Raw genomic sequence first — 22,883 nt, 5'->3', positions numbered from 1 at the left:
CTGCAACTGGACCCCGGCCTTCGCCGGGGAAGCGAAGGTTAGGAGGGGCCGTCACACCCCCGCCCGCATCGCCCCCCACGCCAGCCACAACCACCCCGCGATCAGCAGAGCACCGCCAATCGGCGTAATCGCCCCCAGCCAGCGCGGCAGGCCCAGCGCCATCAAATACAGCGTCGTGGCGAAAATCACCCCGCCGATCACGAACAGCCACGCCGGCCCCCGCGCCCCCATCTGCAGCGCAACCAGCGCCGCGACCGCGTGGATCATCTGATAATGCGCGCCCGTCGTCAGCCACTTGGCCGAATCACCGGTCGCGCCATGCGCGCCGAACGCACCCGCACCGACCGCCATCGCGCCACACAGCGCCGCCAGTAACGCCAGAAAATTCATCCGCCCAACGCCTCGCTCGGTCCCTCGCGCGAGACCTGGGTTATGATTCGGTCGCGGGCGACGCGAATGTCCCCGGCCTCGACTTGCGCCTTCAACCGCTCCCGGTCCTCGCGGCGATAGCGATCCTCGCTGCGATCGATCTCGGCCTGGTCGACCCCCACCTTGAGCAGCGCAAGCCGCGCCATCCGCACCGCCGATTCGAGAACCTCGCGCACGATGCCATCGGCCGGTGCGCCCTTGAGCTTGATCACCGCGCGGCGATCATAAGCGCGCACGAAGATCGCCGCGTCGGGGAACGCCGCATGCACGCCCTCGACTAGATCCGCCGACAGTTGATCGCCATCGATGCAGAACAGGATCAGTTCGGCCTCGCTTGCGCCCGCCTGGCGCAACAGGTCCATCCGCGTGCCATCGCCATAATAGACCTTCGCGCCGAACTCGCCCGCGATGTCGATCATCTCGATATCGTTGTCGATCAGCGTCACCGGAATCCCCTGCGCGATCAGCATCTGCGCGACCGTCTGGCCGAACCGTCCGTAGCCGACGATCAGTGCGTTCGCGCCATCCGCCTGCGGCCCGTCGCGGTCGCCGGTCTGGACCGGCTCCTCGCGGATGCGGCGCGTCATCGACATGAGGAACGGCGTGGTCGCCATCGACAGGGTCACGATCGCGCCGAACAGGCTCGCCGCCTCGGGCGCGATCAGCAGCGCCTTCTGCGCCTGGGCGAACAGCACGAAGCCGAATTCGCCGCCCTGGCTGAGCAACAGCCCGAGCGCGAGCGCCGACCGCCAGGTCATGCGAAACAGCATCCCGATCCCGAAGATGATGATCGCCTTGGTCGCGATCAGCGCAAGCGCCATGCCGATCACGAAGAACGGCCGCTCGGCGATCGCATGGAGATCGAGCATCATGCCGACCGCCAGGAAGAACAGCCCGAGCAGGATCGAGCGGAACGGCTCGACATCGGCTTCCAGCTCGTGCCGGTACGGGCTGTCCGCGAGCATCACGCCCGCAACGAATGCGCCGAGCGCGGTCGACAGGCCAAGCGCCTCCATGATCGCCGCCGATGCGACCACGGTAAACAAGCCAGCAAACACAAACATCTCGCGCTCGCCGAGATTGCCGATGATTCGGAAGAACGGCCGCAGCAGGAAACGCCCCGCCAGCACCAGCCCGGCAACCGCGGCAACGGTGTAGAGAAACAGCAGCCATCCCGGCGGCGCGTTCGCATCGGCCGGGTTGCGCGACAGCACCGCGACGATCGTGATCAGCGGGACGATCGACAGATCCTGGAACAGCAGGATAGAAAAGGCGCGCTCGCCGAACGGGGTACGCATCCGCCCCGCGGATTGCAGCATGGGGAGCACCTGCGCCGTCGACGACAGCGCGAGCGGCAAACCGAGCACCAGCGCCGCCGCACCCGAGAAGTGCGTTGCGATCCAGACGACCACGGTTACGGCAAGGCCGCAGCCGACGACCTGCATCAGTCCGAGCCCGAAGATCTCCTTCTTGAGCGCCCACAGTCGCGTGGGATTGAGTTCCAGCCCGACGATGAACAGCAGCAGCGTGATGCCGAGTTCAGCGACACCGATCTTGGACTGCGCGTTGCCGACGAGGTGAAGCACCTGCGGCCCCGCCACGGCACCGGCAACAAGGAAACCCAGCGTCGCACCGAGCCCGAGGCGACGGAAGATGAGAACGAAAACGAGAGCGAAACCGCCGAGGACGACACCGTCGAACAGCAGCGATTCGCTCATGCCGGCGCCTTTGCGGCGGCTGCGTGCGCCGCCTCCGCCGCGGCCTCGAACGCGAGCCGGATCGAGGCATGGCGCGCGCTGTGTGGCAAGGCCGGGGTCAGCACGTCGACCCCGGGCCATTCGGGTACCGGCCCCTCACCCGCGAGCCAGGCCGCGACCGCATCGCGCGCCGTCGCGAGCTCCTCCGCCGATTTGCCGATCACGGTCGCCCCCATCAGCGATGCGGAAGCCTGCCCCAGCGCGCACGCCCGCACGAGCATCCCGAGCTCCGAAACGCGGCCCTCGGCATCGACCGCGACGTCGACCGTTACGCGGCTGCCGCAGATCGGCGATCGCTTCTCCGCGCTCCCCATCGGATCGGGCAGACGCGCATGATTGGGGATGGACGCGGCGAGGCGCAGGATCTCGGTATTGTAGAGCGGGGCGTTCATGCCCCTTATGTAGGCAGCCCGATCGTCTCAGTCACCCCGTTTGGGATCTTTGATCGGTTGCGCGGGCGTGGTCTTGCCAAGCGTCGGTTCGAACAGCGGCAGGCCCTTGCGCCGGCGGTCGACAAAATCCGCGATCCCTGCGCTGGTGACGTTGAGCAAAGGATAGACGCGCGCCGACTTGAGCCAGATTGGTCGCTGGGTTGGGCCGCCGCCCATCGTGTCGGTGACCAGCACGACCAGCAGAAAGCCGAGGCTTACGAGAATCAGCCCCTTGAGCGCGCCGAAACCGAACCCCAGTGCCCGGTCGATCGGGCCGATGACCGAATCGCGAGTCCGCGCACCGACCGCATTGGCGATCATCCGCCCGACGAAATAGGTCCCCCCCGCCAGCAGCGCGAACGCCAGCACCGCCGCGCCCGCGGTGGTCCCGACCACGCCGGTCAGCGCGTGCGTCAGCGGAACGTGAAACAGCTTGAGCGCAAAGACGATCGCGACCCAGGCGAACAGCGACAGGAATTCAGTGACGAACCCGCGCGCCACGCCGAGCATGGCCGCGCCGCCGACGGCGATGAGGACGATGATGTCGAGCGCAGTGAGGTTCATGGGGTTGCTCTATCCGGAGCGGGCCGGGGGAGTCGAGGGCGTTGCAGCTGGGGAGGCAGGCTCGTCCCTCGTAAGGGTGCGACTTGGTCCCCCCCCTCCGTTTGTTTCGAGGCCCGTGCAACAAGCAAGCCCCTCCCCTCTAGGGGAGGGGTGGGGGTGGGGAACGCCTCGCAGAGACCTCGGCCGAACGCGCGGCACGGCCCCACCCCAACCCCTCCCCTGAAGGGGACGGGCTAAGGGGAGTCATACCCGCGAGTGCCCCGCTACTTCCCCAGCATATGCCCGACGAAGTCGGCAAGCGTCCGAAACCCGGTCAGCTTCAGCCCGCTCTTGTCGTCGGTGATCGCGGAGGGGAGCAACGCGCGCTCGAACCCGAGCTTGCCCGCTTCCTTCAACCGGAGCGGCGCGTGTGCGACCGGGCGGATCTCGCCCGACAAAGCGATCTCGCCGAACGCCACCGCATCGACCGGGACCGGCCGTTCGCTCAGCGCCGAAACCAGCGCCGCCGCCACCGCGAGATCCGCCGCGGGATCCTGCACTTTATAGCCGCCAGCGATGTTGAGATAGACCTCGCACGCCGAGAAGCTGAGGCCGCAGCGCGCCTCGAGCACCGCGAGGATCATCGCCATCCGGCCGCTGTCCCACCCGACCACCGCGCGCCGCGGCGTCGCGCCGCTCGCGAGGCGGACGACCAGCGCCTGGATTTCCACGAGGACCGGCCGCGTGCCCTCCAGCGCGGGGAAGACGGTGGTGCCCGTCACCCCCTCTTCACGCTGGGTCAGGAACAAGGCGGAGGGGTTGGCGATTTCGGTCAGCCCTTCGGCGACCATCGCGAACACGCCGATCTCGTCGGTCCCGCCGAAGCGGTTCTTGATCGCGCGGAGGATGCGATATTGATGGCTGCGTTCGCCCTCGAAGCTCAGCACCGTGTCGACCATATGTTCCAGCACGCGCGGCCCCGCGATGCTGCCGTCCTTGGTGACATGGCCGACCAGCACCACCGCGGTGCCGCGTTCCTTGGCGAAGCGGATCAGCTCCTGCGCCGAGGCGCGGACCTGGCTGACGGTGCCCGGCGCGCCCTCGATCAGGTCGGAATGCATCGTCTGGATCGAATCGATCACGAGCAACGCGGGCGGGGTCGCCTGCGACAGCGTCGTCAGGATATCGCGCACCGAGGTCGCCGCCGCGAGCATCACCGGTGCACTGCCAAGCCCAAGCCGCCGCGCGCGCAGACGCACCTGATCCGCGGCTTCCTCGCCCGAGACATAGGCCACAGGCAATCCAGTCATCGCCATCTTGGCGGCGGCTTGCAGCAGCAGCGTCGACTTGCCGATCCCCGGATCGCCGCCGATCAGCGTCGCCGACCCCTCGACGAACCCGCCACCCAGCGCGCGGTCGAGTTCCGCGATGCCCGATTGCATCCGTTCGGGGAGCGTGATCTCGGCATCCAACCCGACGAGCTGGATCGATCGCCCGCCCCCCATCAGATTGTGCTTGGCCTGGAACGGGGTGACGTTGGCACCCGCCGTATCCTCGACCATCGTGTTCCATTCGGAGCAATCGCCGCACTGCCCCGCCCAGCGATGCGAGACTGAGCCGCAGGATTGGCAGACGTAGCGCTTCTGGGGTTTTGCCATCGGGACAGCCTAGCCCAACTGGAACGTTAAGGGAACAGGGCTTGTCGACGAACGGCCGCGTCGGCGGCACACGATAACATGGGTCAGTATAGTACTGACCATCAAATTAACGAAACGTTCGGCTTTCGCGGCAATTCTAGGGGCGTTCAACGGAGTTCCCTCATGCAGCGTATCCTCTACATCAGCACCGCCCGCGACGGCTTCGACGAGGCTGCGCTAGACGGTATCCTGCGGAGCTCGCGCCGGAACAATGCCGCCGTCGGGGTAACCGGATTGCTGGTCGTCGGTGGACGCCGATTCCTGCAAGTGCTCGAGGGTCCGGAAGAAGCAGTCGCGAGCGTGTTCGAGCGAATCTCGCGCGATCCACGGCATTTCGCGGTCGTCCGACTGTCGAACAAGACGATCGAGACACGGGCGTTCGGCGAATGGGCGATGGGGTATCGTTCCGCACGGGTGGTCGACCGCAACGGACAGAAGCGCGATTTGCGAGCGATCGTCGAGCAACTGGTCGCGCCGATCGACGACCCCATGCTGCGCGCGGAATTCACCGAGTTCGCGACGCTGCACGCAGCCGCCTGACATCCCCGCATCAGCGAATTTCCCCTTCGCACAGTGTAGCTTGCCCGTCTCGCCAGACGCGGTATAGATGCGCCTGGGGAACATTCCGATGCAGAGTAAAGCTACAGGTTGCGTTACTCTGGCCGGGAACCCGCGCGTTGCCGAAATTCTTGCGCGCGTCTGCGATCTTACCGGAATGGGATTTGCCGCGGTCGCACAGGTCACAGAGCAGACGTGGACGGCGTGTCATGTGCTCGATCAGATCGAGTTCGGGCTAGATCCGGGTGACGAACTCGATTTGAAGACGACAATCTGCAACGAGATCCGCGAACATGGGCAACCGGTCGTGATCGATAGCGTGTCGGGAGACGCCTATTGGCGGACCCATCCGACACCTATCCTCTACGGTTTCGAAAGTTACATTTCGCTGCCGATAACTTTGTCCGACGGCCGGTTTTTCGGAACGCTCTGTGCGATCGATCCTGGTCCCGCCAAGATCGACATGCCCGAACTGATCGCAACGATCCGCGGGTTTGCCGCGGAGATCGCCGCGATCCTGGATGCGCCCTCGCGCGACAGCCTCGGCTAGCCGCGCGCGGGAATCTCCAACCCGCGCTGGACCGCCGGACGGGCAAGGCCCCGATCGAGCCAGGCCCGCACATTGCCGAAGGCGTCGAACCCGACCAGATCGCCCGCGCCGTAGAAATCGACGAGCGCGCGAACCCAGCCGATCATCGCAATATCGGCGATCGTATAGCTGTCCCCCAGGAACCACTGTTTCCCCGCCAGCGCCGCGTCCATCACGCCGAGCAACCGCTTTGCCTCCGCGACGTATCGGTCACGTGGACGCTTGTCCTCGTAATCCTTGCCCGCAAACTTCACGAAGAAGCCGAGCTGCCCGAACATCGGACCGACGCCGCCCATCTGGAACATCACCCACTGGATCGCCTGAAGCCGCTCGGCCGGATCCGCGGGCAGGAACTTGCCCGTCTTCTCGGCGAGATACAGCAGGATCGCGCCGGATTCGAACAACCCCAACGGAACGCCGCCGGGACCGTCCGGATCGATGATCGCAGGGATCTTGCCATTCGGGTTGAGCGAAACGAACGCAGGCGACTTCTGATCATCGTTCGCAAAGTCGATCAGATGCGGCTCATAAGCGAGGCCGGTTTCCTCCAGCATGATCGAGACTTTCACGCCGTTGGGGGTCGGCAGCGAATACAGTTGCAACCGGTCGGGATGCGCCGCTGGCCAACGCTGCGTGATCGGAAAACGCGAAAGATCGACCATGGCGGGACTCCTGACAAAATGGCGGCACCGAGGGAGATAGTCATCCCCCCTGCGCTTCGCTATGGCCCCTGCCAATGGACGCATCCGATCTCCGCGTGGCCCTGTTCAGCGGCAACTATAATTATACGCGCGATGGTGCGAATCAGGCGTTAAACCTGCTTGTCGGGCATCTGCTGCAACAAGGCGCACAGGTACGCGTCTATGCGCCGACGAGCCGACGCCCAGCGTTCGCGCCGACCGGCGATCTGGTCAGCGCGCCGTCCTTCAAATTTCCGGGACGCGCCGAATACAAGGTGTCGCTTGGACTCAACGCGCAATTGCGGGCCGACCTAAAAGCGTTCGCCCCCAATCTCATCCACGTCTCCGCCCCCGACGTCCTGGGCCACAGCGCGGTTAAGTACGGAGAAGACCACGGCATTCCGGTCGTCGCATCCTACCATACCCGCTTCGAGACCTACATGAGCTATTACGGGCTCGGCTTTCTGGTCCGCACGCTGGTCCGGCTCCAGGCCAAATTCTACTCGCGGGTCGACGAAGTCCTCGCACCGAGCCAGATGATGGGCGAGATCCTGCGCGAATGGGGCGTGCCGACCCCCGTCAGCCGCTGGTCGCGCGGGGTCAACCATGATCGCTTCAGCCCCGGCCGCCGCGATCTACAGTGGCGTCGAAGCCTAGGCATCGCGGATGACGAGATCGCGGTCGGGTTCCTCGGCCGGCTGGTCAAGGAAAAGGGCCTCGATGTGTTCGCTGACGCGATGCACGCGCTCGACCGCCGCGGGGTGCGCCACAAGACGCTGGTAATCGGCGAAGGCCCCGCGCGCGACTGGTTCGCCAAGGAAGTGCCCGACGCGGTGTTCGCCGGGTTCCAGTCGGGCGATGACCTCGGTCGCGCGGTCGCGTCGATGGACGTGTTCTTCAACCCGAGCATTACCGAGACGTTCGGCAACGTCACGCTCGAGGCGATGGCGGCAGGCGTCCCCGTCGTCGCGGCGCGCGCCTCGGGTGCGGTCGGGCTGATCGACGACGGCGTGACCGGGTTGATCGTCCCGCCGACCGACATCCAGGGCTATGCCGATGCGCTGCAACGGTTCTGCGAAGACCACGCCTTTCGCCGCGCGGCGGGCGCGGCGGGTCATGCCAAGGCGGGGGGGTATAAGTGGGACACGATCAACCAGACCGTGCTCGACACCTATCTGCGCGTGATCGAGCGGCGTTCTGGGCGATAGGCAGGACGGTCGGACGGCGTACGGCGGCGGCCTCAACCTCGTTTCTGGCGTCATGCTGAACTTGTTTCAGCATCCACCGTGCTACCGAGGCCTGCCTCAGTGGCGCGGTGGACCCTGAAACGAGTTCAGGGTGACGCCAGGAGTAGGGAAAGGACGCCGTACGCCCGAATCCCCGCAAGATCAGGGTACGGCCCGCGCCATTCTCACCCCCAGTCGTACACCAGCGGTGCCTCCCGGAATGCAAACCGGTCAACGTGCCGTGCAACCGCCCCCTTCAGTCCCTCGAGTTGCTCGGGCGAGGTCGCGTCGATCCGCACCACGAGCGCGTCCGGTTCGGCATCGAACGTGACGGTCGCATCGCCCGGATAATCCGCGCCGCGGGCATCCCGCGGGAAAACGATCGTGCCGTGAGTCGCGGTATAGGCGACCGTCAGATTGTGCTCCCAATGCTTGCACGTCTGCTGCAAATATTTGCTGGCGTGCGCAGTGGGCACGCGGGCGGTTGCGACATGCTCCATCACAGACGCTCGATCTTCTGCGCCGCATCGTCGATCAGCGCGACGGCGGCATGGATCGTCTCGATCGCCACGTCCTCGCTGCGCAGCTTGTTGATAAGCACCTCGCGCAAATTGCCCATCGCACGGCGTACCGACGCGCCATCGGTGCGCGCGCGTTCCGCCCCAACGCCGGCAAGCCGCGCAAACAGCGCCTCGACCAGTTCAGCATTGTCGACGAGATGCTGCGTCCCCGTCGCGGTCGCCTCGAACAGCTTCTTGGCACCGTCCGCCTGTCGCGCTGCGATCAGATCCATGTCGTCGAGCAACGTCAGCGTCGGATAGACCACGCCGGGGCTCGGCGCATAGGCACCACCGGTCAGGTCCTCGATGCTGCGGATCAGGTCATAGCCGTGGCGGGGCTCGTCCGCGATCAGCTTGAGCAGCACCAGCCGCAGCTCGCCACCGTCGAACATCCGACGGCCGCGCGGACCGCCCCTGCCGCCGGAACGTCCCTCGGAATGATCGCCGCCACCGAAACCGCGACCACCCCCGCCCCGCATCATGCCCATCCGCGACGCGCCTTCGCCGTGCCGATCGCCAAAGCGATGCCCGTGCCGATCGCAGCCGCGACTACCGTGTTGATGAAATCCAAACATACTGTCTCTTCCTATTCATGATGGCACTAAGATATATCTTTGAACAGCGCGTGCAAGGGTGACGTGCAAATTTTCGTTCGGGACCTTATCTTTCCCGCGATGGTCATCCTCCCCGACGCATCCGGAGGCTGGCTGTGTTTCAAAGCGCCAGGTGACCCTTTCCCACTCGACCACGCCATCCGTGCGCATAAGGCAGCCCAATGACCGACTCGCTCTTCTCGTCCCTCGCCAAGCAGCCGCTCGCCGAGCTTTTGCGGCCCAGCAAAATCTCGGACGTCATCGGTCAGGAGCAGTTATTGGGCCCCGACGCGCCGCTCAGTCGCATGATTCAGCGCAAGCGCCTGTCATCGTTCGTGCTGTGGGGACCACCGGGCGTCGGCAAGACGACCATCGCGCGGTTGATGGCACAGGCGACCGATTACGAGTTCATCCAGCTGTCGGCGGTTTCGACGGGCATCGTCGATCTCCGCAAGGCGATCGCCACCGCGGCGTCGCTGCGGGCAAGCGCGGGCCGCACGACCGTGGTGTTCATCGACGAGCTTCATCGCTTCTCGCGTCCGGTCCAGGACGCGATGCTCCCTGCGATCGAGGACGGGACGTTCGTGCTGATCGGGGCGACGACCGAAAACCCGAGCTTCAGTCTGGTCTCCGCGTTGCTCTCGCGCGCCAAGGTCTACACGCTGAGCAGGCTCGATAGCGAAGACCTCGGTCGCGTGATCGGTCGCGTCGAAGAACACCAGCAGCGCCCGCTACCGCTCGATCCGCGTGCGCGCAGCGCGCTGATCGGCATGGCTGATGGCGACGCGCGCTATTTGATCGGCCTGTGCGAAGACATCTTCGCCGGGGCCGTCTCCGAGCCGCTCACCGTGGAACAGCTCGCGACGATCGTGCAGTCGCGCGCGCCGCTCTACGACAAGGGGCAGGAAGAACATTTCAACCTGCTGAGCTGCTTCCATAAGAGCCTGCGCGGGAGCGACGTCGACGCCGCGATGTACTGGGCGGCGCGGATGATGGAGGGTGGTGAGGACGCCTCGGTGATATTCCGCCGTCTCAGTTGCGCGGCATCGGAGGACGTGGGGATGGCCGACCCCAATGCGATGATCCAGGTTCTGACCGCATGGCAGGCGTTCGAGCGTGTCGGGCTACCCGAAGGACGGCTCTTCATGGCCCAGGCGATCGCCTATGTCGCGACCGCGCCCAAATCGAATGCCGCCTATCTGGCGTTCGACCGCGCGCGGGCACTGGCGAAAGCGACCGGCTCGGTCGCCCCCCCGAAGCGAATCCTGAACGCGCCGACCAAGCTGATGAAGGAACTGGGATATCACGAGGGCTATCAGTATGATCACGATCACGCCGATGCCTTTTCGGGGCAGAATTTCTTCCCGGACGAACTGTCGCAGAAAGGCCGCCCGGTCTTCTACCAGCCGAACGAGCGGGGCTATGAACGCGAGATCAAGAAGCGCGTCGACTTCTGGTCCAACCGCCGGATCGATCCTTCCCGCGAACAATAATACGGCATCGGCAAACGATCCGGGGGACAGCGTCCCTGCCCCCCAGTCGTTCAAGACAGCGGCGGTTGCCCGTTGGACGCCGTCAGCCCGCCGTCGACCGGCAGGTTCACCCCGGTGACGAACCGCGCATCGTCACTCGCGAGGAAAGCGACCACGCCCGCAATATCGTCGGGCTCCGCACCGCGACCGAGCGGGATACGCTCCTCGAACTTGGCGATCAGGTCGGGCTGTTCCTTCATTCCCGCGGTCAGCGCGGTATAGGTCAGCGACGGGTTCACCGCATTGACGCGCACGCCGTTCCGCGCCTCGTCCATCGCCAGCGCGCGGGTGAAGTTGGTGACGGCACCCTTCGCTGCACAGTAAAAGCTGTGGTTCCAGTCCCCGCCAAGACCCGACACCGACGAGACGTTGACGATGCACCCCTTCGCTTCTCGCAGGTGCGCGATCGCCGCGCGGCTCATATGAACGACGCCGTAGAGGTCGGTCTCGATCACCTTGGTGAATTCAGAGAAGGCGCCCTCGTCGAGCTTGCCGAGATGATCGACGCCCGCATTGTTGACGAGGACGTCGATACGCCCGAAGCGATCGACCGCCGCCTGCACGAGCGCCGCGCACGCCGCGCGATCGGAAACGTCGGTCGGCAAGATCGCGACCGCGCCGCCGAGCGACTGCGCCAGGCGGTCGAGGCCGTCCGCGTCAATGTCGCCGAGCATCAGGCTTGCGCCTTCCGCGGCAAACCGGCGCGCCACGCCCTCACCGATTCCTGAGGCGGCGCCAGTGATCACGACCACCGTGTCGGAGAATCGCGCCATTACGCGTTCTCCGCCTGCGCCGCATGACGGCCCTCGCAGAATTCCTCGATCAGCTTTGCACAGAAGGCGGGCAAGTCATCGGGCGTGCGGCTGGTGACGAGCCCCTGATCGACGACGACGTCCTGGTCGACCCAATGGCCGCCCGCGTTGCGGATATCCGTTTCGAGCGTCGGATAGGAGGTCAGCGTACGACCGCGCACCTGATCGGCCTCGATCAGTGTCCAGGGCGCATGGCAGATTGCGGCAACGGGTTTGCCGGCGGTAAAGAACGCGCGCACGAATGCGATCACCGCGTCCGACGACCGCAGTTTGTCCGCGCCGACGCAGCCCCCTGGGATCACCAAGCCATCGAATTCGGATGCCGATACATCCGATATCGCTGCGTCGATCGGGAAGGTTGTGCCGGGGTCGAGGTCGTTGTTGACGGTCTGCGCCTCCCCCGCTTCGAGGCTGATCACCGTCACCGTGCCGCCAGCCTGTTCGACCGCGGATTTGGGTTGCGCGAATTCGGGCTCCTCGGTGCCGCGGGGTGCGATCAGGATCGCGATCTTCTTGCCGTCGAGTTTCATGGTCATCTCCATCAGTGTCGGTGTGGTGGGAGGTGGCTGTGCGCCGCCGATCCGCCGGTCAGGCAGGAATGTCGTCGATACGCGCGGTGTTTGCGGCCGGGATGCCCGTTTCCCGGTGGCGGAAGTCGCTCAGCGCGCGATATACCTGCATGCGCGCGCGCATCACGCCGCCGAGCGGGCGGTGTGCGGCCAGACTGTGGGCCGGCCGGAACGTCATCACCTCATCGAAATAGCGAACCCGCTCCGCGCCATAGGCGGCCTGGCGCGGCAGGCGGATCGTGGCGATCGTGCGGTATGCACTATCCTCTTCGGGCCATTCGACCGACGTGTCCTCGATCGGCTGGGTTTCGGCGTTGGTCCAGATTTGCGCGCGCAGCTCGAACACCGCATCGTTGCGGTCGAAATAGTCGATCGCCGCGTGACGAAAGCCGTCCTCGTCCTGATGCGGATCGAGCCGCCAGTCCGCGAGCGCCCGTTGCTCGGGCGCGACCGCGAACGCACCGATCTTCGCGACGTAATCGCCAAAGCGGATCGGGCACTGGCTGTAATAGTCTTCGTGGAGCGGATGGCTGAAGGGATGCCCGTAGAAGTCGAGCGCGGCATTCGGCCCCGCACCGACGGCGTTGAGCAGCGTGTTCATCGTGCGCGCAACCGATGCCGCCGCACTCTTCACGCCCTCCGGCATCGGCACCGTCGCGCCGATCTTCTTCGCCTGCTGCAGAAAACCGTCCGCTGTCCCCGCCGGGAAGGTGGTGCCGCTCGCCAGCACGAAATCCTGCGTCGGCGCATCATGGCTGGGAAGCGTCTCGCCTTCGACCCCGAACACCTTGATCGCCATCCCGCGATGGGTCGACACACGGTCGTTGAGCTTCTCGCCCGGCCCCTGCGCAAAGCGGACCGCGACATCAAACGTGCCCGGCGCGCCGAACAAGCCTTGCGCCAGTTCCGGCGGCAGACCGTCGGACACGGTCATCTTGCCGATGACGCAGGCGGTGCTCTTGGCGTGGCTTGCCCGGACGGCATGACCGTCGCGCTTCTCGACCGTCTGGGCCTCCTGGGTCATGCCCTCGATGATGCCGTCGATACTGTCCTGCTCATTGGGTTCGAGCGTCTCGATATCGTCGCGATACGGTAGATGCGTCATGGCAAAATTTCCTCGAAAGGTTGGGAAAAGCCATGTCGCGCGCTTCGCCGCTGACCCTTCCCCACACATATGCGGGGGCGGCGACCTGCCGCCCCCGTGTCGCTTAACGCTGGCGCGGTGCCGCCGCGAACGCTGCCTTCAACCGCGCGACCGCGAGATCGTTGGCGTCCTTCGCGCCGCGGACGACCTTGGCCATGCCGAAGAACTCGTGCGTCACGCCGGGGAAGGTGCGCTGCTCCACCTTGTCCCCTGCCGCCCGCATCGCAGTCGCCAGCGTTTCACCGTCTGAGCGCAGCGGATCGATCTGCGCGTTGATGATCGTCGTCGGCGGCAGGCCACGCAGGTTGGCCGCGACGAGGTTCAGCCGCGGGTCCTGCGCATCCGCCTTGCTGGTCTGATAGTAATGGCCGAACCAGCCGAGCATCGCGGTGTTGAGCGGCTTGGCATTCGCCGAATCCTTGCGCGACGGCAGCGTCATGCTGCTGTTCGCGATCGGATAGACCGACACGATGTGGAGCGGCGCGATCAGGCGGTTATCCCGTGCGTAGATGGCGGTGGCGACCGCCAGATTGCCGCCAGCGCTCTCGCCTGCGACCGCGATCTTGGCCGGATCACCACCCCAGCTCGCGGCATTCTGCAGCGTCCAGCGATAGGCTGCCGCGGCATCGTCATGCTGCGCCGGGAACTTGAACTCGGGCGCATGCCGATATTCGACCGACACGACGATCGCGTTGAGCGCCTTGGCCATCGCGCGGGGTGCGGCGTCATAGGTGGCGACGTCGGCGATCACCCAGCCACCGCCGTGATAATAGACGACGATCGGCATCGGCTTGCCCGCCGGCGCGCCCGCTGGCTTGTAGATGCGCGCGAACTGCTGGGCGTCGGTGCCATAGCGCACGTCCTGCGTCGTGACCGACGCGTCGGGCGTCGTGGGCATGCCCTTCTTGGCCATGGCCGCCTTTGCGCCATCGGCGGCGGACGGCTGCTGACGCGCCTGCGCCGGGGTCAACGTCTCGATCGGCTTGCCGCCGAGGCCGGCCAGCGCATCGAGCACCATCTGCATGTCGGGCGCCGCCTTGGGCGGCTGGGTTGCAGTGGCGGGCGGCGGCGGCGGGGGCGGCGCATCGGCCGACGGCGCGGACTGCGCGTAAACGCCGGACGACGCCGAGAGCAGCGCAGCGACGAGTATCGCGCGGGCGGGAAGGTGCTTGGGGGTGAAAGTCATGGTCGCTCCTGCTTGTATCAAAAGGTGAACAACCCGACGGCATGAACGTTTCTGTACGGTTCCGGGCCAAGCGGCCTGTCCAGCGAGCAGGCCAGCCTTCCATGTCCCCAGCCTTCATGAGCAATGTCACCCCGATCTCTGCGAGTATCTCGCACGCGCAGCCCGATACCGTTGCGGCCGGCGGCAACCTGCTGCTCGCCAGTCTGTCGACCGCGGACCTCGCATTACTGGTGCCGCATCTGACCCCGGTATCGTTCGCGGTGGGGGACTTCATCACCCGCGCAGGCGACCCGATCGACAGCCTGTGCTTCTTCGAGCAGGGGATCGCGGGGATCCTGGATTCGCTCGAGGACGACCGGCGCTACGCGGTCGGCCTGATCGGTGCCGAGGGCTTCATCGGCTGGCCCCTGCTCCTGGGGGATGGGCGGTCCCCCTATGACGTGACGATGCGGGCCGAACATGGCCGCGCATTGCGCATCCCGGCGGACGCGTTGCTGTCCGCGATCGCGGCGAGCCCGACCCTCCACCGGACGCTGCTACGGTTCGTCCACATCTTCATGCTGCAGATGAGCCGCACCATCGTATCGTCGCTCGCCCACCCGATCGAGCGGCGGATGGCGCGCTGGATCCTGTTGTATCACGACCGCGTGCAGTCCGACGAAATCTGCATGACCCACGAGGAGTTTCGCCTCATGCTGGGCGTGCGCCGCAGCAGCATCACCGATGCCCTGCACCGGCTGGAAGAGGAACAGGCCATTCGGGGATTACGAGCAAAGGTTGTCGTGCGCTGCCGTGACAAGTTGCTGCAACTGGCCGGGGATACCTACGGCCACCCGGAGCAGGAATATCGCCGGCTGATCGCGGACGGACATGCGGTCGACAATGGACGGTGACACAGCCCCGTCGGCGGAATGCGCCACGCCGACCACCAGTCCGGAAACGAACCTAGTTCCGAAGCACTTTACACGCTTCGCGGCGATCGATTGGTCAGGCGCGAAGGGTGCGCGGCATCCCGGTATCGCGCTGGCGATCTGCGACGAGGGGCGCACAGCACCACTGCTGGTCGAGCCGCCGCGTGGCGTCTGGTCACGCAGCGATATCCTGCACTGGTTGCACGACCGCGCGGATGACTCCTTGCTGGTCGGGTTCGACTTCAGCTTCTCGGCGCCGTTCCTCGATCGCGGCGCCTATCTGCCGGGCGAAACCGACGCGACCGATCCGCGCGCATTATGGGCCTATGTCGACCGGCACAGCAGCGATGCCGATCTTGGCGCGGCATCGTTCCTGGAGACGCGGCGGGGGCGGCATTTCTATCTGGGCGCGGCCGACGGGGTGAAGGCGCACTTCATGCACTATCGCCGCTGCGAACAGCATTTTAACGCGAACGGCGGCGGCAAGGCATCGACCGTCTACGACGCGATCGGCGCGGCACAGGTCGCCAAGGCAAGCTTCGCAGGGATGCGCCTGCTGCATCATCTCGATCCCGCAATTCCGGTCTGGCCGATCGACCCCCCGCCCCGGCGTGGTGCCTGCGTCGTCGAAATCTACACGACGATCGCCGCCCGCGCGGCGGGGATCCGCAAGGGCCTGAGCAAGCTGCGCGATGGCGAGGCGCTCGACCTGGCGCTCGCCGCGATGGGGAGCGAACCGCATCTGCCGATGCCGCGCTATACCGATCATGCGACCGATGCGATCCTCACCGCGGCATGGCTCCGCACGAACGCGCGACGCGACGATTTATGGCATCCGCCCGCGATGACGCGCCAGATCGCGCGCACGGAGGGCTGGACCTTCGGCGTGTCTTGACGCATGGAATGCGCACGAGGACAGCATCCTCCACGCCGGTTTAGCTCAGTTGGTAGAGCGCCAGTTTTGTAAACTGGATGTCGCGGGTTCGATTCCTGCAACCGGCACCATCCCCCCATCTTTGCGCATCGCCTGCCGCGCCGGTCATGGCTTGGGAGCGGCGTTGCCCCCAGCCCCGACCCGATAGCGATCGAACCATGCGAGGATCGCGGACGCCTTGGCCGCCGATTGCGACGGGCGCGACGTGAAGCCGCCGTGGCTCGCCCCCGGCACCTTGACCAGCGCGGTCGGCACGCCGCGGATCTGGAGCGCGGCGTAATATTGCTCCGACTCGGATACCGGCGTGCGGTAATCGTCGCTGCCCACGACGACTAAGGTCGGCGTCTTGACGTTGCCGACGAGGCTCAACGGCGAACGGTTCCAGTAGCTCATCGGGTCTTCCCACGGCAGCTTGGTGAACCAGTAGCGCGAGGTGAACAGCGTGTTGTCCATCGTCAGCGCTTCGCTCGCCCAGTTGATCACGGGCTTCTGCGTTGCCGCTGCCTTGAACCGGTCGGTCTTGCCGACGATCCACGCGGTCAGCACGCCGCCGCCCGACCCGCCGGTGACGAAGAGATTGTCGGGGTCGGCGGTGCCGTCCGCGATCGCGGCATCGACCGCGGCGATCAGGTCGTCGTAATCGGCGGAGGGATATTTCTTGTCGATCAGATTGGCGAACTCCGCGCCATAGGACGTCGATCCGCGCGGATTGGTCCACAGCACCGCATAGCCCGCCCCCGCATAGAGCTGCACGTCGGTCGCAAAACTCGGGCCGTATGCGCTGTTGGGACCGCCGTGGATCTCGAGGATCAACGGTGCGCGTTTCCCGGCAGGCTGGCCGGGAGGGGTTGCGAGCCACGCGTCGATCGACCGTCCATCGGGTGCGGTCACCGCGATCTTGCGGATGGGTGCCAACGCCTTCGACGCGGTCATCACCGCGTTGAGCTGCGTCAGGCGGCGCGGCTTGCCCCCGCTCGACACCCACACGTCCGCAGGCGCGGACGCATCGCCGCCGGTATAGGCGATCGTGCCGTTGCGCGAGACCGAGAAGGCACCGCCAGTATACGGTCGGTCGAGCCCGTCGCCGCCGACATTGTCGATGATCGGCGTGACGCGGCCATCAAGGCCGATCCGCGCGACCTTGCGCCGCCCGCGATCGTCGTAGCTCGCGAACAAGCTACGCCCGTCCGCGGCCCACACCGCATCCTCGATCCCGCGATCGAGCGGCTCGGTGAGCGACTTCGCACCGCCGGCGTTGCGGTCGCCGATGTAGAGTTGCGTGTTCTCGTAGCTGCGGCGCTTGTCGTCGAACCCGAGCCACGCGATCCGGCTGCCGTCCGGGGATACGAGCGGCTTGGCGTCGGGGCCGTCGCGGCTCGTCAGCGTCCGGAGCGCACCGCTGGTCACGTCGACCGCGATGACGTCGGAGTTCATCACTTGCCGATCGGCCTCGGGGCCGCGGATCGCCGCGAAGACGATCGAGCGCCCATCGGGCGTCCAGGAAAGCGGGCCACCGTCATCGAACGCACCGAACGTCAGCTGGCGCGCGGCACCGCCTTCTGCCGCGACGACGAACAGATGATCGCGCCCCGGCTTGACGTATCCCGGCCCGTCGTTGCGATAGTTGATCCGGTCGATCACCGTCAGCGGCTCGGCCCATTTCGCGCCCTCGGGCTTGGGCGGAGCCTTGCCCAGCGTCGTCGCCTCACCCGCGACCGTCGCGACATAGGCAAGCTGTCGTCCATCAGGCGACCACGCCAGTGCCTGCGGATCGCCGGGGAAGCTCGTCACGCGCGCACTTGTCCCGGAGGACAGCCAGCGGACGAACAGTTGCGAGCGATCGCCGTCAGCGGCGGCATAGGCAACGCGCGTACCGTCGGGCGACCAGCGCGGGGTCGACCCTTGTGCCGCGAACGGCGTCTGCCGCCCGGAAGCGACGTCGATCAGCCAGAGCGAGGACTGCATCCGGTCGGTCATCACGTCTGCACTGCGGCGAACGTAGACGATCGTGTGCCCGTCCGGGCTGATCTGCGGGTCCGCCGCGATCGACAGCCCGAACAGGTCCGCGCCGGTGAACGCACGCGGCGGCCCCTCGGCGGGTGCTGCATTCGGCTGTTGCTGCGCGATGCTCGCGACCGGCGTGGCAACCCCAAGCGATGTCGCGAGGGCTATGGCGAGGGTCAGGCGCATGCGGGATCTCCGGATAGGTCGCCGCCGGTCATGCCCGATTGGGCGCGCCATGCAATAGCAGGAGAGCGGTCCGCGTTAGTCCCCCATCCCCTCGGGGGCCTTAACGAGCCCATCCCCCCTTCCGTTCGCTTCGAGCGCAGTCGAGAAGCCGCCACGATCGCTGTGCCAGGTTTCTCGACTAGGCTCGAAACGAACGGAAGGAGAGGTCTCGCACCCTGCCCGGCGGTGCCGCCGCGCGCAGCCAGCGCGCGGCAAGCCCCGGGCCCCGTCAGGGCGTTTCCGCCGCCGTCGCCATCGCCGCCCGCGCCGCCAGAATATACGCCGAGGTCGTACTGACCGTATATTCGTTCTCGAACCACAGGAACGGCCAGTCGGGCTTCGCCTCGGGGAAGTCGGGTTTGACGATCAGCACGCCTGGCACCATCCCGCCCGGGATGAAGCTGTAGTCGGCGCGATTGTGGCCATAGCCGATTAGCTTGGAGGCGGTGCCGACGGTGGACACCAGCGACAGGTTGTTCGCCGGATGCCGCCCCAGCACATAATCGAGCGCGGCCAGCGTGTGCTCGGTCCCGATCAGTTCGGGGAACGCCTTGTGCATCAGGTACATCGTCGTACCGAAGCTGACGACCTGATTGGACCCCGCCCATGACCCGTCGCTGATCGGCACGCCGAACGGGTTCTTGGTCATGTCCTGATCGACCTTGGTCTTGAGCGCCTGCACCAGCGGCAGGAGCTGCGCGCGATACGCCGGATCCATCAGCGGGATCGCCCGGACCGCCGCGCTGCCGACCCATTCGAAGTGTTGCTGGATCACCGGCATCAGCGTGCGGAGCCGGTCGGCATAGACCTTGTCGCCCTTGCTCGTGATCAGCAGCTCGACCGTCGCGACCACGTTCGCCATTTCGGGCGATCGACGCGAGGACGAATCGTCACGCCCGTCGCCGCCGTCCTTCACCCCGGCCTGTTCCTTGGTCCACAGCGCCTTGGCCGCTGCAAGCGACTCCGCCGCCATCGCGGGATCGCTCTCGCGCAACGCGCGGCTTGCGCCTGCGAGCGCCCCTGCGACCACAAGATTGTTCGCGGGGAAGTTGGTGGTGAACGCCCAGCGATCGTCCTGCGCGCCCGACCCGTCGCCCTTCCGCTCGGTCGCCTTCAGCTTGGGATTGTAGACCAGATTGTCGGTCTGCGACCCGGCGTCGCCAAGATGCGCATATTGCCGCAGCGCCGGATCGACGATCCCGACGATCGCATGGCCGAACACCTTGTACTGCGCGAGCAATTGCAGCGTGCCGTGGCGGATCTGCTGGACCGCATCCTCGACCCCGTCGGGCTTGCGGATCTCGACCGCACGCGCCGACTCATCGACGCTGGTTTCGTCCCAATCGAGCCCGAAAAGCTCCCGCGCCCACACCAGATCGCGCACGACCGAGGCGTTTTCGGGCGTCTGGATGTCGTAATCGCCCGCATCCTGGAACCCGCCGACCGCGAGGCCCGGAATATGCTCGCCCGCCTTGAACGGGGAATCGAGATTGGGGCCCATCTTGTAACCGTCGAAATGGGTGATGTTCGGCGGGGCCTGGCGTGCATCGTCCAAGTGCGACGGGGCGGACCAGACGCGATACTGTTCGCGGATCCCGACATGATCCATCTGTTCCGCGATGAAGGTGTCGAGGGATGTCTGCCAGATCCGGCCATAGGCATCGGCGGCGATCCGGAACGGGTTGGTCGTCTGCCCGGCGTAGGAGATCGCATAGACGCCCGGCTCACGCACGCTCGAGAAATCGAACGCGGCATAGGCATAGCGCGTCCATCGACCGCGCGGTTTGGTTTTGGCGCGGAACACCGACTGCTTGCTGCCGTCCGGCCCGAGCTTGACGAGTTCGGCCTCGGTGGGGGCGGTGAAATTGGGGTCGAGCTCGATCAGCGCGACCTTGCTGCGCCCGGGCGTATAGCCTGCCTGGTTGAACGACACGACGGGCTCGCGCACCCAGTTCTTGATGACGTTGGGGCGGACATGCCAGACGACCGCATTCTCCTTCGCCCCCGCCGGGATCTCCGACCGGACGACAAACCAGCCGTTCTGCGCCCGATTGCGCGCGTCATAGAGCGACAGCGTCCCCGCGTCCGAGGTGATGCTGACGCGGGTCAGCGGGTCCTCGGGCGCAAGCGTGACCGACTTGCCGCCCGTTGCCATCGGCAGCGGATCCCCCGAGCCGTCCTTGGCCATCGGCCCGGTCGGATGCCGCGGGAACAGGCCGGGGGCAGCGTCCATCAAATAGCTCTTGCCGAAATAGGCGGTCGGCAGGAAATCGAGGTTGAACCCCGCCTTGCCCGCGAGCGCCGCGGGAAGCGGCCGATCGAGATCGACCGCGATGCGGAAGCCGCCCGCCTCCGCGGTGACCTTGACGCTATACGCCAGGTCGACCGCTTTATAGTCCGACCGGACGACGATCTGATTTGGCTCGGTGCCGCGCGTGCGGCTGATGAAGGCAGGCACCGGTGCCCACTGCTCGGGCGTGCGGTCGAGCCGCACCGCGCCGTCGGTCGCGATCCGGTTGCCATGCAGGACGAGCTGGATGCCCGCGTTCTTCTCGTCGAAGAAGATCGGGCTGAACTTGTTCTGGTCGATGATGACCGACAGGCCCTGCGCCTCCAGCGTCTCGGCGGGCGTGACGATCAGCGCCGGCCCCTTGGCCGGGGCGGTCCGGGACTGACCCGACACTGCGGTGATTCCCGCCATCAAACTCGCACTCGTAAGCAACGCGACAACAACCCGCTTCATACAGTCTTCCTCATGTCCGGAACCTGTCCGACGGACGGCGCGACAGGGCATTCGATCGGCAAGCCGCGCCGCCCGGGCGGCGGCGCGGGGTGGTCAAGCGGCGGTCAGGCGGCGCGCTTGAGATAACCGTGCATGTCGAGCCAGCGCGCGAACGCATCGAACCAGCCAGTGCTCGTCGTGGTCTTCTGGTACATGCCGAAGCCGTGGCCGCCCTGTTCGAACAGGTGGAATTCGACCGGCCGCTTCGCGGCGCGCCAGCTGTCGATCAGCCCGAAGCCCGTGCCCCCGAACAACGGGTCGTCGGCCGCCAGCGCCACGAACAACGGCGGCGCGTCCGCAGGCACGGTCATCGGGCTGACCGGCCCGTAGATGTCGCCAATGAACGCGGGTTTTGCGTCCTGGCCCGCCATCGTCGTGGCCATCGTCAGCATCGCGCCGGCCGAGAAGCCGACCATCCCGATCCGGTCACGATCGACATGCCATTCCCCGGCGCGCTTGCGCACCAGCGCAAACGCCGCACGCGCATCCGCGATCTGCGGCGCGAGGTTCGCCATCATCGCTTCGGCGCTGGGGCGCGGCGGGCGTGGGCCCGCGCCGGGCCCGGAGCCCTTCTGAAACGCCGCCATGTCCTCAGGGGTCTGATTGAGACGATATTTGAGCACGAACGCGGCCACACCCTTGGCGGCAAGCGCGCGGGCGACGTCCCAGCCCTCGTTTTCCATCGACAGCGTCTGGAAGCCACCGCCGGGCGCGACGATCACCGCAGCACCGGTCGCCTTGGCGGGATCGGGCAGGAAGGGAGTGAGAGTCGCGACGGTCACGTTGCGGGCGAAGACGCTGCCATATTGGCTGTGCCATGCTTCCGGCGCCTTGGCATTCGGCAGCGGGCCCGTACCAAGCTCGATCGCGGATGGCTGGGGTGGGATCGCGATCGGCGCCATCTTGTCGCTCTGCGCCTGCAACGGCGCGGCAAGGACAAAGGCGGCGGCGATGCCGCAGCGGGTGAGGCAGGCTCGAACAGGTTTGACGGCCCAATTCGACGCACGGTTCCGTGACGCAAGACTCATGATCGCTCTCCCAAGCTTTTGTTATTGTCTGACTAGATTAACGGTAACGTTACCATCGCGCAATCCGCGTCGAAAGAAAGATAGTTGTTCTCCATCAAGTCATTGTCGATGGTAGCGCTATGTCAGGCGCGACGACCGGCCGAACTGGTAATCCCGGGGACGTCCACGGTGGCTGCACGCTCTGCCGAAGCCAGATTGTCCCCGTCCGACCGCGGCGCAGTCACCCCTTCGCCTCGTCCCGGACGATCAGCAACTGCCACCCTTCCTGTTCGCGGACCATGCGACGGTTGCAGCCCTTGCAAACGCTATAGCGCTTGCCACCTTGCCATCGCACGCGGTGTCCATTGCGACTGTGGAAACCAAACCTGCACTTTACCCATTGTAGAATAGCCATGATCCGCCCCCGCGCCTTGGATTCGCCTTATATCATATCGGGCGCTCGTGTCATTCGCTTGACGGTCGCTTTTGGCAGTTATGCCGCCGTTTGACTATCCATTCTGTTCGTGTCTCACCATTTTACGTGCGTATTACGCCGCGTCTCGCAGACTTTACTTACGCCACAAGACCCACGGCAGTTTGTTGCGATATGGGCGTCGCGTTGTCCCCCACGCGCAACGCGGCGGCTTGCCCCCCTTTGCCGCTCCGTTCGTCGCGCATTCCGTCGCGATGACCCGTACGATCGACCACTCTCGA

At 66.0% G+C, this 22,883-nt stretch carries 22 protein-coding genes and 1 tRNA gene; 8 read left to right on the top strand and 15 right to left on the bottom strand.

Going from position 1 to position 22,883, the window contains the following annotated elements; all coding sequences use genetic code 11:
* Positions 1–51: 51 nt before the first annotated feature.
* The 5 genes from ABIC17_RS18555 to radA all read right to left on the bottom strand — a co-directional run bounded on the left by ABIC17_RS18555 (position 52) and on the right by radA (position 4,818).
* Complete coding sequence (locus ABIC17_RS18555) at positions 52–390, bottom strand: DUF423 domain-containing protein (protein ID WP_354284391.1); 339 nt, start codon at positions 388–390, stop codon at positions 52–54.
* Positions 387–2,147, bottom strand: coding sequence for a cation:proton antiporter domain-containing protein (locus ABIC17_RS18550; protein WP_354284389.1), 1,761 nt, complete (start codon positions 2,145–2,147; stop codon positions 387–389). The genes ABIC17_RS18555 and ABIC17_RS18550 overlap by 4 nt, the downstream gene beginning before the upstream one ends.
* Positions 2,144–2,578: an iron-sulfur cluster assembly scaffold protein gene (locus tag ABIC17_RS18545; RefSeq protein ID WP_354284387.1), complete on the bottom strand. Its 435-nt coding sequence runs from the start codon at positions 2,576–2,578 to the stop codon at positions 2,144–2,146. Before ABIC17_RS18545 ends, ABIC17_RS18550 begins: the two co-directional genes overlap by 4 nt.
* 27 nt (positions 2,579–2,605) lie before the next feature.
* Complete coding sequence (locus ABIC17_RS18540; RefSeq protein ID WP_354284385.1) at positions 2,606–3,181, bottom strand: CvpA family protein; 576 nt, start codon at positions 3,179–3,181, stop codon at positions 2,606–2,608.
* A 263-nt stretch (positions 3,182–3,444) separates the two neighbouring features.
* Positions 3,445–4,818, bottom strand: a complete 1,374-nt coding sequence (gene radA, locus ABIC17_RS18535) for a DNA repair protein RadA (RefSeq protein WP_354284383.1) — start codon at positions 4,816–4,818, stop codon at positions 3,445–3,447.
* Positions 4,819–4,980: 162 nt separating this feature from the next.
* Between radA and ABIC17_RS18530 the strand changes: the two genes are divergently transcribed.
* Together ABIC17_RS18530 and ABIC17_RS18525 are read left to right on the top strand one after the other, a co-directional pair.
* A complete protein-coding gene (locus tag ABIC17_RS18530; protein WP_354284381.1) occupies positions 4,981–5,397 on the top strand; it encodes a BLUF domain-containing protein in 417 nt (138 codons plus the stop codon).
* A 67-nt stretch (positions 5,398–5,464) separates the two neighbouring features.
* Positions 5,465–5,965 (top strand): GAF domain-containing protein, encoded by a 501-nt coding sequence (locus ABIC17_RS18525; RefSeq protein WP_354284379.1) that lies wholly within the window; start codon positions 5,465–5,467, stop codon positions 5,963–5,965.
* On the opposite strand, the gene ABIC17_RS18520 is transcribed toward ABIC17_RS18525, so the two are convergent.
* Positions 5,962–6,666 (bottom strand): glutathione S-transferase C-terminal domain-containing protein, encoded by a 705-nt coding sequence (locus tag ABIC17_RS18520; protein WP_354284377.1) that lies wholly within the window; start codon positions 6,664–6,666, stop codon positions 5,962–5,964. The two genes, ABIC17_RS18525 and ABIC17_RS18520, sit on opposite strands and share 4 nt — an antisense overlap.
* A gap of 74 nt (positions 6,667–6,740) precedes the next feature.
* Here ABIC17_RS18520 and ABIC17_RS18515 point away from each other — a divergent pair, with 74 nt between their 5' ends.
* Positions 6,741–7,892, top strand: coding sequence for a glycosyltransferase family 4 protein (locus ABIC17_RS18515; protein WP_354284375.1), 1,152 nt, complete (start codon positions 6,741–6,743; stop codon positions 7,890–7,892).
* Positions 7,893–8,095: 203 nt separating this feature from the next.
* Here ABIC17_RS18515 and ABIC17_RS18510 read toward each other — a convergent pair whose 3' ends face one another.
* Positions 8,096–8,410 (bottom strand): DUF2218 domain-containing protein, encoded by a 315-nt coding sequence (locus tag ABIC17_RS18510; protein WP_354284373.1) that lies wholly within the window; start codon positions 8,408–8,410, stop codon positions 8,096–8,098.
* Positions 8,410–8,949 carry a PadR family transcriptional regulator gene (locus ABIC17_RS18505; protein ID WP_354284586.1) on the bottom strand — a complete coding sequence of 180 codons (540 nt, stop codon included), beginning with the start codon at positions 8,947–8,949 and terminating at the stop codon, positions 8,410–8,412. Before ABIC17_RS18505 ends, ABIC17_RS18510 begins: the two co-directional genes overlap by 1 nt.
* On the opposite strand from ABIC17_RS18505, the gene ABIC17_RS18500 reads away from it, so the two are divergent.
* Entirely contained in the window at positions 8,908–9,066 is a 159-nt protein-coding gene (locus tag ABIC17_RS18500; RefSeq protein ID WP_354284602.1) for a hypothetical protein, read from the top strand. The genes ABIC17_RS18505 and ABIC17_RS18500 overlap by 42 nt on opposite strands.
* Positions 9,067–9,245: 179 nt before the next feature.
* A complete protein-coding gene (locus tag ABIC17_RS18495) occupies positions 9,246–10,556 on the top strand; it encodes a replication-associated recombination protein A (protein WP_354284371.1) in 1,311 nt (436 codons plus the stop codon).
* 50 nt (positions 10,557–10,606) lie between these two features.
* Here the strand turns inward: ABIC17_RS18495 and budC are convergent, their stop codons facing one another.
* The 4 genes from budC to ABIC17_RS18475 all read right to left on the bottom strand — a co-directional run bounded on the left by budC (position 10,607) and on the right by ABIC17_RS18475 (position 14,306).
* Entirely contained in the window at positions 10,607–11,368 is a 762-nt protein-coding gene (budC, locus tag ABIC17_RS18490; RefSeq protein ID WP_354284369.1) for a meso-2,3-butanediol dehydrogenase, read from the bottom strand.
* The gene (locus ABIC17_RS18485; RefSeq protein ID WP_354284367.1) at positions 11,368–11,937 is read right to left on the bottom strand and encodes a type 1 glutamine amidotransferase domain-containing protein; all 570 of its coding nucleotides are present in this window, start codon (positions 11,935–11,937) and stop codon (positions 11,368–11,370) included. Before ABIC17_RS18485 ends, budC begins: the two co-directional genes overlap by 1 nt.
* A 58-nt stretch (positions 11,938–11,995) precedes the next feature.
* Positions 11,996–13,081, bottom strand: a complete 1,086-nt coding sequence (locus ABIC17_RS18480) for a catalase family protein (RefSeq protein WP_354284365.1) — start codon at positions 13,079–13,081, stop codon at positions 11,996–11,998.
* 103 nt (positions 13,082–13,184) lie between these two features.
* Positions 13,185–14,306, bottom strand: coding sequence for an alpha/beta hydrolase (locus tag ABIC17_RS18475; protein WP_354284363.1), 1,122 nt, complete (start codon positions 14,304–14,306; stop codon positions 13,185–13,187).
* Between the two features lie 116 nt (positions 14,307–14,422).
* On the opposite strand from ABIC17_RS18475, the gene ABIC17_RS18470 reads away from it, so the two are divergent.
* From ABIC17_RS18470 to ABIC17_RS18460, 3 genes are all read left to right on the top strand, one after another.
* Complete coding sequence (locus ABIC17_RS18470) at positions 14,423–15,199, top strand: Crp/Fnr family transcriptional regulator (protein ID WP_354284361.1); 777 nt, start codon at positions 14,423–14,425, stop codon at positions 15,197–15,199.
* Positions 15,189–16,112 (top strand): hypothetical protein, encoded by a 924-nt coding sequence (locus tag ABIC17_RS18465; RefSeq protein WP_354284359.1) that lies wholly within the window; start codon positions 15,189–15,191, stop codon positions 16,110–16,112. The genes ABIC17_RS18470 and ABIC17_RS18465 overlap by 11 nt, the downstream gene beginning before the upstream one ends.
* 34 nt (positions 16,113–16,146) lie before the next feature.
* Positions 16,147–16,222 (top strand) — tRNA-Thr (locus tag ABIC17_RS18460).
* A 34-nt stretch (positions 16,223–16,256) separates the two neighbouring features.
* Here the strand turns inward: ABIC17_RS18460 and ABIC17_RS18455 are convergent.
* From ABIC17_RS18455 to ABIC17_RS18445, 3 genes are all read right to left on the bottom strand, one after another.
* Positions 16,257–18,341 carry a prolyl oligopeptidase family serine peptidase gene (locus ABIC17_RS18455; RefSeq protein WP_354284357.1) on the bottom strand — a complete coding sequence of 695 codons (2,085 nt, stop codon included), beginning with the start codon at positions 18,339–18,341 and terminating at the stop codon, positions 16,257–16,259.
* Between the two features lie 268 nt (positions 18,342–18,609).
* Positions 18,610–21,123, bottom strand: coding sequence for a glycoside hydrolase family 9 protein (locus ABIC17_RS18450; RefSeq protein ID WP_354284355.1), 2,514 nt, complete (start codon positions 21,121–21,123; stop codon positions 18,610–18,612).
* Between the two features lie 104 nt (positions 21,124–21,227).
* Positions 21,228–22,190, bottom strand: a complete 963-nt coding sequence (locus tag ABIC17_RS18445; protein ID WP_354284353.1) for an alpha/beta hydrolase — start codon at positions 22,188–22,190, stop codon at positions 21,228–21,230.
* Positions 22,191–22,883: the final 693 nt, after the last annotated feature.

The organism is Sphingomonas sp. PvP056 (genome assembly GCF_040549155.1).
Lineage (GTDB): Bacteria > Pseudomonadota > Alphaproteobacteria > Sphingomonadales > Sphingomonadaceae > Sphingomonas.
This window is presented reverse-complemented; position numbering and strand designations above follow the sequence as displayed.